Raw genomic sequence first — 15,582 nt, forward strand, 5'->3', positions numbered from 1 at the left:
TAAGAATGAGGATATTACTGATAGCCCTGTTTTGTGTGCAATTTTTTCCTTTACAAGCTCAAAAGCAAGGAGCTCAAAAACCTAATATCATCTTTATATTAACCGATGATCAGCGGTTTGATGCCTTAGGTTATGCGGGAAATAAACATATTTCCACGCCAGAAATGGATAAATTGGCCAAAGAGGGGACCTACTTTAGAAACGCTATGGTCACCACGCCTATCTGTGCCGCTAGTAGAGCAAGCATTCTTACAGGTATGCAGGAGCGTAAGCATAATTTCAATTTTCAAACGGGTAATATTCGAGCGTCTTACATGGCAAGTTCTTACCCCACTGTTCTGAAAGAAAATGGTTATAAAACTGGCTTTTATGGTAAGTATGGGGTACGTTATGATGGTTTGGAAAAGCAGTTTGATGAATATGAGTCTTACGATAGAAATAACGCATTTCCAGATAGGAGAGGCTATTACTATAAGACTATAGATGAAGATACTGTTCATCTTACTCGATACACAGGACAGCAGGCCATTGATTTTATAGACAGGGCAGAAGCGGATAAACCCTTCTGCCTTTCCCTAAGTTTCAGTGCCCCGCACGCCCATGACTCTGCCGAAAAGCAATATTTCTGGCAAGAGGAATCTGATGACCTTCTGCAAGATGTTGACATGCCAGAGCCAGAACTTGGCGAAGATAGCTTTTTTGAATCTTTACCTAAAATGGTCCGTGACGGTTTTAACAGGTTACGCTGGACATGGCGGTATGACACTCCTGAGAAATATCAACATAGTGTAAAAGGTTACTATCGTATGATTTCTGGTATTGACCGTGAAATAGCTAAGATTCGTGAGGAACTTAAAAGAAAAGGTCTTGACCAAAATACTGTTATCATTCTTATGGGTGATAATGGATATTTTTTGGGAGAGCGACAGTTAGCTGGAAAGTGGCTGCTTTATGATAATTCTATCAGAGTGCCATTAATTGTTTTTGACCCAAGGCAAGAGAACCAAAAAGACAGCGATGTCATGGCATTAAATATTGATGTACCCTCCACTATTTTAGAATTAGCGGGTGTTAATTCTCCAAAAGGGTGGCAAGGCAAAAGCTTGATGCCTATAGTAGAAAACGTTGCTGATGATTTTGGTAGAGATACTGTTTTAATAGAACACCTTTGGGAGTTTGGGAATATTCCACCGAGCGAAGGAGTGCGAACTAAAGATTGGAAATATTTTAGATATGTGAACGACCAGTCTATTGAAGAACTTTATAACCTCAAAGATGACCCTAAGGAAATTAATAATCTAGCTAAAGACGGAAAGTATCAGGGAAAATTAAAGGCGTTTCGTCTTAAAACAAATAAACTTATTCTGGAACATTCTGATGAATACTCTCAAGGGCCTAAGAATCTGACTGTAGAGTGGATAAGGGATACTAAAGGGGTTGAAATAATTGATAGTAAACCAGAATTTGCTTGGGTGGTGCCAGATGGTGCTGTTACCCAATCTGCCTATCAAATATTGGTGGCATCTTCTGAAGAAAACATTAATAATAACATTGGCGATGTTTGGGATAGCAAACAGGTTCGTTCTAGTAAATCCTTTGAAATTGAATACCAAGGTCAATCTCTAATTCCCGGAAAAACCTATTTTTGGAAATCGCGTATTTGGGATGAGGACAATAGACTCTCAAGGTATTCCAGTGTTCAATCTTTCAAAATGGGTGTTTCTCAAAAGACAATCACTACACCTAATAGTTTTCAGGTAGATAGGATTAAGCCGGTTGTTTTTGAAAAGCGAGGCGATACCTATTTCTTAGATTTTGGCAAAGCGGCTTTCGGTACCATTGATTTTACATACAAAGCAAAAAAGAAACATCTTTTAACCTTTAGGATTGGCGAACAATTAGATGGAGAAAGTATCAATAGAACGCCTTTTCACAAAAGCCATATTAGATATCAGGAAATTCAAATTATGGTAAAGCCTGGTCAAACGGAGTATCAGCTTCCCGTAAAGGTGGACAAAAGAAATACATTGCCGGGCAAAGCATTACCACTTCCAGAGGGCTTTCCTGTTTTGATGCCTTTTAGGTATGCTGAAATAGAAGGAGCAAAAGAGCCTATAAATCCAGAGAATTTTAGACAGCTGGCTCACCATAGTTATTGGGAAGATTCGGCTAGTAGCTTTGGAAGTTCAAACGACATTTTAAATCAAGTTTGGGATATCTGCAAATACACCATCAAAGCCACTACTTTTAACGGGCTTTATGTAGACGGTGATAGAGAAAGAATACCATACGAGGCAGATGCTTATTTGAATCAATTAAGCCATTACACCACCGACCGTGAATATGCGATTGCAAGACAAACCATCGAGTATTTCATGGAGCATCCTACATGGCCTACAGAGTGGCAGCAGCACGTGGCACTCATGTTTTATGCCGACTATATGTATACAGGAAATACGGAGCTAATAGCGAAGTATTATGAGCAGCTTAAGTTCAAAACACTTTATGAGTTGGCAAATGAGGATGGTCTGATAACTTCTACCAAAATGACTCCTGAGTTAATGGCTAATCTTGGTTTTCCAGAAACCATGAAGGAAACTTTTAGAGACATTGTGGATTGGCCTTCTGCTGGCTGGGGAGGCGACCCTGCTAATAAAGGAGAGCGAGATGCTTATGTTTTTAAAGATTACAATACAGTGGTGAACGCTTTTTACTATCAAAATATGAAAATCATGGCTGAATTTGCCAATGTTTTGGGTAAGAACAAAGAGGCTAGTGACTTTGAACTTCGTGCATTGAAAGCAAAAAAAGCTGTTAATGAGCAAATGTTTGATGCAGAGCGTGGAGTCTATGTAGATGGCATAGGAACAGACCATGCCGCATTACATGCTAATATGCTGCCGCTTGCATTTAATATGGTTCCAGAAGAACATATTCAATCTGTGGTAGACCATATCAAATCAAGAGGGATGGCTTGTAGTGTTTATGGTTCTCAGTATTTAATGGACGCTCTATATAATGCAGGAGCTAGCGATTACGCCTTAGACCTTTTGGTAGATACTAGTGACCGAAGCTGGTATAATATGATTAGAGCAGGCTCCACTATGACTTTAGAAGCTTGGGATTTGAAATATAAAAATAACCTTGACTGGAATCATGCTTGGGGGGCAGTACCTGCCAATGTTATTCCAAGAGGGCTTTGGGGAATCCAACCTAAAACGCCTGGTTTTGGAATTGCAACTATAAAACCACAAATGAGTGAGTTGAAAAATAGTCAAATTGAAGTCCCAACTATTAAGGGGACTATCAAAGGAAACTATCAATTTAAGAACTCTCGTTTACAAGTGTTTGAAATTGAAATTCCAGCCAATATGGTAGCTGAATTTGAGATAGCACCAGAACCTGGAAAGGAGTTGATGCACAATGGAAAGAAAGTAAATGCCGCTTTTGGCTCAGTGCGTCTAAGCCCAGGTAAACATGAAATTAAATTGGTAATCAATTCATTTTAGATAAGTTATTGAAATCAATTTTCCCCAATACTAGTAAGCTTTGTTTTCTAGTATTGGGGTAGAGAGGCTTATGATTTAGTGTCAAAATTTAGACAACAAGGGCTTATTCTAGTCTGATTTTATTCAATAGAAAGGTATCTGGGCTTTTAATGACTTTTTGGTCAATACCGGAGTATTACATTAGAATTGTGGCTTAGTGGGAAAGTTTAGAAGGACTTAAAAGGAATAAGGTTTAATTGTTCTGAAGTTCAGCAGCCTACTACATTTTCCAGGAAGATATGAAAAGCAGAAAGCCTCACAATCGTAAGATTATGAGGCTTTTATCTGCGGTCTGGACGAGACTATTTAATCCTTTAATAGCCAGTAGTTTGTGTGATTTTTTTCATTTGGTATCACAGCGGGTACCAAAAAGTGTAGATTATTTGAACGAATTTATTCGATTATTAATAGTTACAATTATTTAAAGCTGGACAATCTTTAGAAAAATAATATTGAATTTTAGAAAGCGAATAGATGCGAATTAAGATTCTATCTCTTTAGGGCAAAGAGCTATTCGATGTAGGAAATTCTCCGTAAGGACCAAGTGAAAAGAGTTATGCTTCAATCAATAGTGTTTATCAAATAATATCATTGGCAACAGACCTTTTTCTTTCGACGTTTGTATTGCAAATTCATTTAATTCAAATATTTCCCTCGATGGAACTACATTAGTTGCGAATGGAAAGGGTTTAACCCTTTATAAAAAGAAAGGTAATCCAATTGCCCTCCAAGTATACCGTTTATAACGTCGATAAAAACGACCTGGGTAATAATGTGTTCATCGTTGGTCACAAAAATACTACTGGTTCTTATGAATATAACATGGTTACATCCAACGGTAAACTTATGTTTGTTATAGATGGTCAAACAGTTGGAAACATATATAAACACTTATATGTGCATGGGTTTGAATCAGATGCATTAAGGTTGTTTTCCTTAACGACTTCGGAGAAGTAAAACACTTATATAACAGAAAAGAGACGTTATTTCAAAATATCAATGTATAGTTTTGAACTATACACACGAGATATTTTTTGGGCTTGTTTAATATAATTTATAAAGCCTTCATCGCTTTCAAAAACGTAGGTTTCTAAAAAGGCAAGTTGTATTAATGTTGCTTCTTTAATAATTAAATCTATGTCAGGGTCATTAAGGGCGAGTAAAAAATAAGCTTTTGCCAAATCATATTTTTTATTACTAATGTTGTTGCAGCCTAAAAAGAATTTGATATGATGTGGCAAAAGTCGTTCATCCATGGTTTGAAGATAGTGTTTGCAAATACCATCAATACGGTTCGAACCCATAATACTCTCTGTGTAGATATGTGGTACTGAATCAAAATCAACTGATTGAATACTATCTTTTACTAATTTAACGACTTTAGATAAGTCAAAAATAAACATTAGAGTCTCGTCCGTTTCTACGAACTTGCACTCTGCGGGGTTTTGTTCGCAATTTATAAATTGTTTGAGTGTACTTGCAGTATTCACCAATCGCTCTCTTTTCAAATCAATATCGTTTATAGAATATGCACTATTTCGGCAAAGCGTTTCTAATGCAGTAATTAAATAGGGCTCTGAAAAAGATTGATAAATCCCAGCAATAATTTTTTCAATGGAAAAGGAATGCTGCGTAAAGCGTTCTATCCTTGTCTTTATCATATCGTTCGTTTCTGTTTCGTTGATTAAGCCTTTTGCAAGTCGCTCTAGTGCAATTTGATCTATTTTAGACTCATAGGCTTCAAGTGGATTTAATAAGTGAATAATTTCATGTATAAGCATAAAACTTATCTGAAACTCCATTTCATAAAAAGTTACAAATGATTGGGGTGAATCAAAAGTCATCGCAGCATCTATTAAAGCAGTTTCATTAAATACTTCACTAATTGGTTGTGACAATAATAGTTCTGGATCATAAGAAAGGGAAATGATGTTGTTCAGGAAGTAGGCAAACAAGTGGTCGCTGTTAACTCTAAATCTATGAAGTTCGGACGCTTGGATAGCACGTCTCAAGAAGAATTGGGTCGAAATAATTATTATAGGATGATTATTGTCAATCCACTCACTCCGAAATTGATTTCCTAAAGATAGATATCTATTGTCATCAAACTCAATCTTTAATTTAGATAGTATGTCTTTCTCTGGTTTTGTTAGCATTTCAGTGTCAACAATATCATCTAGCAGTTTTTGAACTGCATCTTTCCCTGCATTCTCAATAGCATAGGAAGCAAAAGCATATTCAGAATTAATAGGTGGTTTTCTATTCCTGGAATACAGGTCTTTGGTGACTCTGGGAGCTACTTTCGTACTAAAATCGTGTAAATTGGCTATCATCTTATTTCGTATTTTATCTACAAAGTAATCGTGATAGTTATCTTTGGAATAAAGCCGTTTTTCTTTACGAGATAACTCATTTTCGTCAACAAAGGCAGAAAAATCAAAAACCTTTTTTTTGGGAGTTTGCCCTATAGCATTGTATGAAACATAAATAAAAAAAAACAGTAAAAAATTATATTTTTTCATTTGTTAGAGCTCGAAGTGCAGAAATTAACTCGTTTATTGATGACCCACCATAGGGCTTAGTTGAAACCAGGTTTTTACTTAACTCTGCTACACTCGATACTTTATCGGTATAGTTGTTGACAAGTTTAATATCACCTCTAAAATCATCATAACTACCTGGTCTACATGGGCCAGATCGAAAAACGGTCCATGTAGCGGTATATTTTAAAAAATCTTTAGATGATATTGTTTCTATTAAAGCTGTGATTTCCTTCTTTTGACTCTCTTCTATTTCAATCTTAGCTTTAGAAACGTTTTCAGCAATCAATTTTAAAGAGCCTTCTTTTTGTTTGTTATAAACGAGAAACGGGTTTTGTTTATCTATATATACGATAGAAGAGGGGTCTCCCTTAATACAATACCATTTTTCATAGGGTTTACAGGAGAAAGCATTTAAAGCAAATAAAAAGTAAACGAAGTGTATTTTTTTCATATACGAATATGTAAGTGGTTAGTCTAGACTTAAATTTGAAAGATAGTCTTTTATAAATATAAATATGTTTCAGGATTATTAGTAATGTTAAATCTGAAAACTATTTTAGGGCGGGACATAATTACAATAGAAAATGTACTCATACTTTTATAGGTAGTTTATTTGATTGCTTTTTAAATTTAATGTGTTGAATATGTTCTTGCACGTTGGTTAAAAGCGGGATATGTGCCTTCTAATATTTCTATTATGCTCTTTGTTGTTTTAGGATTCTCGATAGCACCTAGTGATACTTCCACTTTATTGCCTTTGTCCTTATCCATCTTAACATAAATAATTTGATCAGCATCACACCCAACGGCCAAATTCGGATTATGCGTCACAATGATTACCTGACGGCGTTGTTTGGCTATTTTTATAAAGTTTACTAAGAGGTTATATACCGATTGATTGTCTAGATTCTCCTCTGGTTGATCAATGATTAAAGGGATATTTCCTTTATCAAGTAATAGGTAAAATATTAAGAGTAACGCACCTCGTTGACCAGGGGAAAGAACCTTAACGTCTTTGCCCTCCAATTTGAGGCTGTATTCCGGCTGTAAATAGTCTAATTCCCATAATAACTCATTCAAGTCTTCATAAGAATAAGAATCTTTTAGTTGAGAACTTATACTTCTATAAGTAAGTGTCCCAGATGAATCATCAAAAACTATTTTATCATAGATAGTTTCCAAAAAATTAACAAGTCCAACCTCGGTTGTAATATCATGAACAGCGAGTAAATCTTCTACTTTTTGATCTCCACCCGCTGAAGAGCTGAAGTAACCTATTCTCCTTGAGTTAAGCATCTCAAAAAACTTCTCTCTTAACTTTGTTTCTTTAAGTTGAGCATTAAATGAAACATCATAATGGTCAAGCTCTCCTTCATTCATTTGAATATAGTCCGTAACAGGTTTGTATAGGTTTTGCCATATTGTAATTATCTCATGTTTAAAAGCTAATATTTCGAGTACTAAATCCTTTCTTTCATTTTTTAACCCTTCCCATTTTGACTTAACTTTTCCAGACTCTATTTCACTAATAGCGTTTTCGTAAAACTTGTAAGTCCCGAGCCTTTGTATATCACCTAAGATGCCGCTTAGTCTATCTGTCCAGTTTTTGAGATTATCGATGTAGGCTTGATAGAGCTTTGCAGGCGAATCTAGTTCTGATTGTATTTGAGCAATCTCAATCTTACTATCGGAGATGGCCTTGTTCTGTATACTTATTGGATTAACTATTATTTTTTGATTTACATTCTCAGCATCAAGTTTGGTTAAAGCATTATCAAGTTTGGTTATATCTATCTTAAACTCAATTATCCCTTTTGTGTCGCCAATGATTGACGTTAAATCAGAGTTCATTTCAATTATTTGACCGTCTACATATGTCTTTAAGTTTTGAATTTTCTGTTTTCGCTGTTTAAGCGTTTCAATGGTAATGTTATTTTCATTGATCTTAGTTGCAGCTGTATTAATTAATTTCTCATTTATTTCTACTATCTCCCTCAGTTTCAAAATTCTATCGCTTTCATCGTTGCTATTTGAAGATGTTGGAGGTTCAACTAGTGCAGGTTTACTGCTTTCATGTTCTGCCTTTTCCTTCCTTTTTTCTTCAAAGTCGAATTTTAATTTTTCTAAATGACTTGGGGAAAGCTGTTTTTCAACCTCCTTCAATGATGTAAAAATCACCTTGAGTTTATTTTTACTGGCGTTTATTTTTTCCTCAACAACTAGTGTCAAGTAAGTAACTAATTCATCCAAATCATTTTTGCCAAATCTTTCCTCATGGGGTATATGAGAAAAGATTATTTCTTTTAAGACCTTTTCAAACTGCTCCGTATTCGTTGCTGTACATAGTTGTTCTAAATGGTTTTGAGGAATATATCTAACCCTCTCAGGTTTATGTAACGAATCTTTATCAAAAAGATTAATACTTTCATTAGTACCGTCAGACCACTCGATTAAACAATTAAATTCTTTGGCAAGCCTACCTCTGTTTGCCCAAAATTTATCATCATTGAGGAATGAAAAATTATTTGAATTGTCAGAGTGACCAGAGAATCCAATAATATCAGATAATGCACTTTTTGCATTCCCCTTATTGCCTATGATTGCAACTAACCCCCTATTAATTTCAAACTCTAAACCATCAAACCAATCATCGGTTAGTGAAGAACCTACAATTTTATTAAGCTGTATTTTTTTTATGAACTTATGTGGAAATTGTCTCTGGTGTAATATCTCTGGAGGAGTATCGCCAACAAAAACCCTATTTGGCTGTAGTAAAACTTGCTTCAACCCCTCAAAACAGGGGTCAGCCTTAATCCATAAATTTGTTTTGAGCTGGTAGTCATGAATATTGTGGTTATCTGAGCAAATTATTAGTGGGTGTCTCTTTTTTATTGACCTTTCTAAATGTGGTATTACACCCTTTTCGTAACCTTCAATATCGTCAAGCCTACCAAGCTCAAAAATATCAATTAACTCAGCTATATCTTCCTTTTGAGCCAAGGCATGTGGTAACGAATTTGTTATATTATCTATCCCATTAGACTTACTTCCTGCATGTATCGTAATAACTCCACCCAAAAATTTAATGAGCTTAGCTGTTTCTATTGTATCACAATAAACTTCATTCACTTTTTTTCCTTTTGTGTGAATTCCCTCAATTGCTGTACTCATTCTTAACTTATCCCAAATGTGCTGAATATCAGAGTTTTCTGAAAATATTCCAATGTAGTGTATAGGCTCTTTCCCCCTCAACTCGCCAAGAAATTCAATTCCTGGCAATACCGTGATTCTCCCTTCGCCTAATTTTTGTAAATCCTTTATTCTCTCAACATCTATAATGTGATGATCCGTTACTGCAACAACACTAATTTTATTGTTAACCAACTCATCAATAATCTCTATATTGGTAAGCGACTTATTTTTATAATCGTATGATGATTGTGTGTGAAAATGTAAGTCCCATTTTCTCCAAATACTACCTCTTTTGTCGTGCATTGTATTTATAATTTTAGTTCTAAATCCCTTAGGATTAAATGGTGGCTATTTCGTAGTGATGGTGCCAGTAATATGGAGGAGTAGTGGTGCCACTGTAAAACAGCATGTAATGTTACAAAAAAAAGTATCATAGATGTTTTAGGATTCCTTTCCTGGTGGATTTTCTTATGAGAAGAGTTAATTAATCGGTGAAGGATTGCATCTGCTATCCTACCTTCTCCTATTATTGTCATACACCTTTTAGGAAAAGGTAATAAGCCTTGATAGAGAAACAATCTAATCAATTAGCTTATCAATAATTTGAGCTCCTATTTCAACATCTAATTCATTTCGGTGGTTAAGAACATTTACAAAGCCAACTTTACATTCATTGATTTCTTTTTCTGCTCGCCCTTTCCAGTAGGTGCCAAACTTCTCTTCAATCTCTTTTGAGTTTGGATATAAAAGCATGCTTCTTTTTGAATCCCAGTATAGGTTGTAAGCATACATCTGCTTTAAGTCGTCATCACTTGGCTTTGGGTTTGATGCATCCAGTACTTTCCATTTTGTGTCAATAATGTAAGACTCTGTTTTGCCAGCTGTTGTTTTGGTCAATACTATATCTGGACGAATGGTTCTGCCCTCCCAAAACTTCTGATTGTTTTGAAAACTAACTAGAATATCATCTCGATTACTTCTCAATAACATTCTATAGATGTACTCTTCCCAAAGTTTGTTCATGTCAAACAATAAAGTCAACATGTTTTCTTGACCTGATCGTATATCTGGAGAGTAATTAAGAATTATCATTTTAGCAATCTGCAAGGCTTTTACATAAGAAACAGTTTTTCGGTTTTCTTTTACCTTATCAAAATGATGTTTTTGGATGTGAATTTCCTTTATCTCTGGAAAGCTTGATCGTAATCTTACTATTCTATCATTTAACACTGAGTTATGTGTTAAATTACTCAATATGGTTAACCCTTTGAGAATTATTTGATTGACCAAATTTTCGTAGTCATAGACTTGATGCTCAGTATAAAAACGTTCTTGGTGAATGAGGTTTTGTTGAATGTTTTTATTGAAATCTAGCCTACCTTTTAATGCAAGAACATTAGATGAGTCTCTTCTATACTGCTTTATTAGGCCTATTCTTAGCAGATTTTGTACTTCATCTAAGTACATTTCAAAATAGAGGTCTAAAAGCGAATTGTGCTTACGTTTGAGGTTAGCTTCTGAAACGGAATTAACGTTAATGTGCTTACATATTTTCAGCATATTGAGCAAAGCACCATGCCACGCTTCATAGTCTTTATCTTCACCCTTGTTCTTATCAGTTTTAGGTAGGATTTCTATTGTTAAGCCTCCAATCTGAATGACTCCTACATAATTGTTAAACTTAATTCCATCTCTAATTCCAGTAAAGTAAACGTTGTTATTATTGTCGTTAAACTCATATAGCTTTTCAAGTTCTCTTGGCTCCAGATACCTTTCTCGAGAATCCTTATGGATAGTGATTTTTTCATACTCGAATACTTGAATTACTCTTGACATTAATTTTGTGTTTACTCGTAAATAGCTTTAAAATCCCACTGAGAGGGAGGTGTGATTTCATAAACAGAGCGTTCTAGTAAATCATTAGCTATAGATGAATCGTATTCATTGTTTTTAGCAAACGTAACATCTGACTTAGTGCCTTTAGAGATAAAACTACTACCTAGTACTAGACTTATTTTACCAGAATCACCAAAAAAGTACTCCTCCAAAAGTGGAATTACTTTGTCGCTAAAGGTGGCTTTAAGTTCTGACTCATTTGAAATATTTAGGAAATAGGAATGACCTATTTTGTGGTCTTTATCTATAAGCTTTTCTATCCTATCATTGATAGTTTTTAGAATCAGGACAACATTAATGTCACCAATCATCCCTTCGGTGTTTTTCAATTTACCAGTACTAAGAATTAAGCTATGTTCAGGTGGCATTTCTTTAAAAGAAAAACGCCTTCTAAGTGCCGTATCAAGAGCCTCTATGCTTCTGTCGGCGGTATTCATGGTTCCGATAATATAAACGTTGTGAGGTACCTTAAATGTGGCCTTAGAATAAGGTAGTATAACACTTAGTTCCTCATCTGTACCAGCACGTTTATCTTTCTCAATTAATGTAATTAATTCGCCAAATATGGAAGAAACATTACCTCTGTTAATTTCATCAATGACCAGAACAAAGTTTTTTGGGTTTTTAGGAAGGTTCAGGGTATTCGTTTTCTTTTCTTTTACGAAGAACTCTTGTTTTATTTCCTTTTTTTCAAGCTTATAAATTGATTGTTGAGACAGGTTTTTATTGTAAATCTCGGTAGCAGGGATTTTTTTGTTAACAAATATCCACTCTACCTTTCTGAAGTGTTTCCAGTCTGAATTATTCGGAAACGGTGAGACATCTTTGAATTCGTAGTCACCAACTACTTTTCCTATAGCACGTACATAGGAGTTTCCGTGAGATATTACCACATAATTGCCGATTTTAAGGTAGTTGCTAAATAAGTTTATAGCCTGTATAGGAAACGTGTCTAGGTTTTGCTCACGAGCAAATGACTTCAATTCCTTTTCATCTTTTCCTGTAAAGTCTAATCCATCACCAAAACCAATCGTTATGCAATTGTTTTCAACGCAATAATCAAAAATCTCACTATCCTCCTCGTTTAAAGTATTACCTAAAGACATTTTATAGAAATGTGCTTTTTCATACTCTTCCGCTGGCAATGAAATAAGAGAGTCAGCATCTATAGAAACAGCATTCAAACTGTCATTTGCTAAGCGGCATATCTTTTTGAAAATGCCCTCTTGTATTTCGTATTTTAAATAAGTGTCTCCTTTTGCTGGTTCGTTGGGCTTTATACCTTCAATGAAATCTTCATAGCTAAATGATTGATGGAAAGTTGTAAAGCCAATTTGCCCTACATCCTCGTTGTCATTAGTTAGTAGCAGTAACTTAAAGCGTTCTTTAAGTTTAGCTCTTTCTCCTTGGTTTTCCTTAAAGAAAACGGGGTCGGCTATTTTAATGGCTTCGTTAATGGTGTAATATGTTTTTCCAGTACCAGGAGGTCCGAAAAATATTTGATTAAGTTCTGAGTCTTGAGTCATGTTGTTGGGTTTTATTCCCTCATTAAAAGCTTTTTGAAAGATGTGTTTTTTATAGTTTTCGTCAAATAAAGAGTTCTCTAAGGAAACCGAACTGTGTGCTGCATAGCCTGTCTTTTCCGTCTTGTTTAGCTCATCCGTAGCAGAAAGAATGATAGTATTAAGAGCTTCTGACATAGACTCAACACTATCAGCATCTTTTAACCATTCCGTCTCATTTTTAGTCGTATCTATATATCGAAACCTATTTTCCCCTTTCTTTTGGTCGATAACAGTGCAAACTTTTTGACCAAATGTTAGACCTATCCGTTTCTCGCTCGTTGGTAAGCTATAGCAGATTCGGGAGTCACCTTTTTTTATAGAAAGATTAGAAAGGATTTGTTTCATTATTTCATAGAAACCTTCAGAATCTTGTAGCCCTATAATATGTAGAATTTCTAATAGCCTTTCTTCGTCAGATAAAGCATTAGGAACAATATCTCTTGGTTGTGCAAATTCTGCAGCAGTAGAAGTTTTTGAATCAAAAACTTCCCAAAGCTCCTTAGCGAAATCAAAAAAGTCTTTATCTCCTTTTTTTGAAAGAATATAGTCGTTTAATGTAGGAAATCTTTTAATATTTCCCTGATATCCGAGGTGTTCAGCACTTGTTTTAAGAGAGTCAAGCTTAAAGATACTAATGATGTTATAATCGCCATATAGAAAAGCTATTTTCCATTTTACGGCATCTCCTAAATCTATTTTGTCTATTTCTTTTAGATGGTTATTTTGACTAAGAGTAGCAATTTCAACAAGTGTATCTCTTATTCTTTCGAAAGCTTCTTGATGTGTATTACCATATTTACCATACCAGCCATAATTCCCTTTTGCAACTCGACCAGCTTTATCGTAATCTCCTTTGTCTAGATTATCTCTTCTAAACACTCCGAATTTGAAAGCAGAGCCTCCCCATATACTTCCCAAGTCGGTGGTGATAGATTCTAGCCAATAGCAAAATGAAGTTTTATCAAGATTGGTGTATTCTTCAATGGTCATTGACTTTAATTTGTCAATGGGCCATTTTTTAAGGAAGTCTTCTTTTATTTTATATAAGGGTTGATTCTGCATTCGTTTGTTGAAGCTTTTTGAGTGATTATGATTGAAGTAAGTTTTGTGATTAAATGACCTAGATTAGAGTTGTTATAATTGTAAACTAACTTTAGCTAATTAGGGACAATAATGTATTTCAGTTATTGTATTAAAGCACGAGTTTAGAATTGCTTCCGCTTCCTCTTTTGATTTGAATTTAAGCCATTCCTCTTCAGGGTTTTCTCCTTTTGGGTCTATGGTAGTATGTATGTCAAAATATCCTGAGCCATTCTCACATGCACAAACAGATATATGCATTTCTTTTCCATTCTTTCTGCATGTACCCTCAAAAGAATCGCAGCCACAAGAACCACATGGAATGCTAATTTTCATTGTGTTTAACTATTAATTGGTCATATAGGATTATTCGCAATTCTAACTAATTTTTTATTAAATTTATACTCTTGAGGGAAAAAGTACTTAATGGACTGAAGGCAATCTCAACCAGAAAAATTTCTGACGAATAAATCTATTAGCTACTTAGAGAAATGAATACAATGAGTTAACTAAATGGTTTATTGTAAAATAAATAGCAAAGAGTACCAACCCAACTTTGATTTTTAGTAAAGTCGGAAAAGAATGAAAAAATAAAATGCTCAACAAGACCACTATGAAGTTACGACATTATTTTTATCAGTTTTTCTAGTCACATTTCATGACTTATAACTATGCCAGTAACAAAACAAATCCTTAAATATCCATTAATAATTATGGAATCATTAAGGCAGAATAAAGTGTCATTTTTTATCGGTCTGTTTCTTTTAATGTCACTTGGGCTAGCGTTACTAGATCACTATACGACAGATACATTCAAAAACTCTTTTTGGGGAGGGGTCCTTGTTGAAGCACATGGAATGCTTATGGATGTTTTTCTATTTGGAATTCTTTTAACAATTTATGAAAAATTTAGTGCCAAAAAGAATGAAATTAAAAGGCTAAAGGAGGAAATTGACGATTACCGATTTTGGCAATCAAAGGAGGCTGCATTTAGAATAATTGGATGTCTAAAAAGGCTTCAAGCTCGGGATGCTGAAAATATTGATTTGTCTCACTGTTTCTTAGGGGATATAGTCCTAGATGGTTTTATCTTTAAGAACGTTAATCTAGATAATGCAATATTTAGTAATTCTTCCTGTATAGAAGTGTCATTTATAAATTGTTCGTTCAGAAGTACAAACTTCTCCTCAGCAAATGTGTCTGGTACATCATGGGAGGCCTGCAGGTTGCAATTCACTAATTTTAATAAAGCAGATATGATGTTTGCCAACTTTAACAATTGCTTTTTTGAAAAAGTTGATTTTGTGGGAGCCGACCTTTTTATAGAGGAAGAAATTCTCAGAAGTTTTGCGAAAGGAGAGGTAGAGGAAGAAGAAGCAGACCAATGGCTTTCTGCGACAACGATTGGAAAGTGCCTGAGGAATGAACTAAACTCAAAACGAAAAATAACAAATTTTAACAGAACTTGCTCGACTATAACAAATTTTAGGTACAATGGTGCTGAAGAGCTTTTTATTATTGAGAATGATGAGCTTCGGCAGTCCTTACTGTTAAACTTGTTAGTCATAAGAAACGCCAAAACTGGATATTATTATGAAGAATGTTATATCCCGGAAATGGTTAAGCTTCATCTTGGAACAAAAGAATCAAAGTATGCTTCTTTACTGACATTTTTTTAGTTCTGGGGCAACCTTTTTTTGCCTTTTTCTATACATCACTCATTTGTAAAACAAACCCGTTTCTTATCGTTTTACAAGG

At 34.8% G+C, this 15,582-nt stretch carries 8 protein-coding genes; 2 read left to right on the forward strand and 6 right to left on the reverse strand.

The genetic code is table 11. The annotated features are described in order from the left end of the window. The first annotated feature begins 5 nt into the window (after positions 1-5). A complete protein-coding gene (locus tag AC0L6O_RS04100; RefSeq protein WP_473306532.1) occupies positions 6-3,509 on the forward strand; it encodes a sulfatase-like hydrolase/transferase in 3,504 nt (1,167 codons plus the stop codon). A 1,022-nt stretch (positions 3,510-4,531) separates the two neighbouring features. Here the strand turns inward: AC0L6O_RS04100 and AC0L6O_RS04105 are convergent. The 6 genes from AC0L6O_RS04105 to AC0L6O_RS04130 all read right to left on the reverse strand — a co-directional run bounded on the left by AC0L6O_RS04105 (position 4,532) and on the right by AC0L6O_RS04130 (position 14,160). Beyond that, positions 4,532-6,070: a hypothetical protein gene (locus AC0L6O_RS04105; protein ID WP_473306534.1), complete on the reverse strand. Its 1,539-nt coding sequence runs from the start codon at positions 6,068-6,070 to the stop codon at positions 4,532-4,534. Further along, on the reverse strand, positions 6,057-6,542 hold the full coding sequence (locus AC0L6O_RS04110; protein ID WP_473306536.1) for a hypothetical protein: 486 nt from the start codon (positions 6,540-6,542) through the stop codon (positions 6,057-6,059). Before AC0L6O_RS04110 ends, AC0L6O_RS04105 begins: the two co-directional genes overlap by 14 nt. A gap of 179 nt (positions 6,543-6,721) precedes the next feature. Further along, the gene (locus tag AC0L6O_RS04115) at positions 6,722-9,586 is read right to left on the reverse strand and encodes a TrlF family AAA-like ATPase (protein ID WP_473306537.1); all 2,865 of its coding nucleotides are present in this window, start codon (positions 9,584-9,586) and stop codon (positions 6,722-6,724) included. A 276-nt stretch (positions 9,587-9,862) separates the two neighbouring features. Next, on the reverse strand, positions 9,863-11,119 hold the full coding sequence (locus AC0L6O_RS04120; RefSeq protein ID WP_473306538.1) for an McrC family protein: 1,257 nt from the start codon (positions 11,117-11,119) through the stop codon (positions 9,863-9,865). Between the two features lie 11 nt (positions 11,120-11,130). Beyond that, entirely contained in the window at positions 11,131-13,806 is a 2,676-nt protein-coding gene (locus AC0L6O_RS04125) for an AAA family ATPase (protein WP_473306539.1), read from the reverse strand. Between the two features lie 99 nt (positions 13,807-13,905). After that, positions 13,906-14,160, reverse strand: a complete 255-nt coding sequence (locus tag AC0L6O_RS04130; protein WP_473306540.1) for a hypothetical protein — start codon at positions 14,158-14,160, stop codon at positions 13,906-13,908. A 377-nt stretch (positions 14,161-14,537) separates the two neighbouring features. On the opposite strand from AC0L6O_RS04130, the gene AC0L6O_RS04135 reads away from it, so the two are divergent. Further along, positions 14,538-15,503, forward strand: a complete 966-nt coding sequence (locus tag AC0L6O_RS04135; protein ID WP_473306542.1) for a pentapeptide repeat-containing protein — start codon at positions 14,538-14,540, stop codon at positions 15,501-15,503. The last annotated feature ends 79 nt before the right edge of the window (positions 15,504-15,582 follow it).

The sequence above is a fragment of the Arcticibacterium sp. GJ41-1 genome (genome assembly GCF_055808875.1).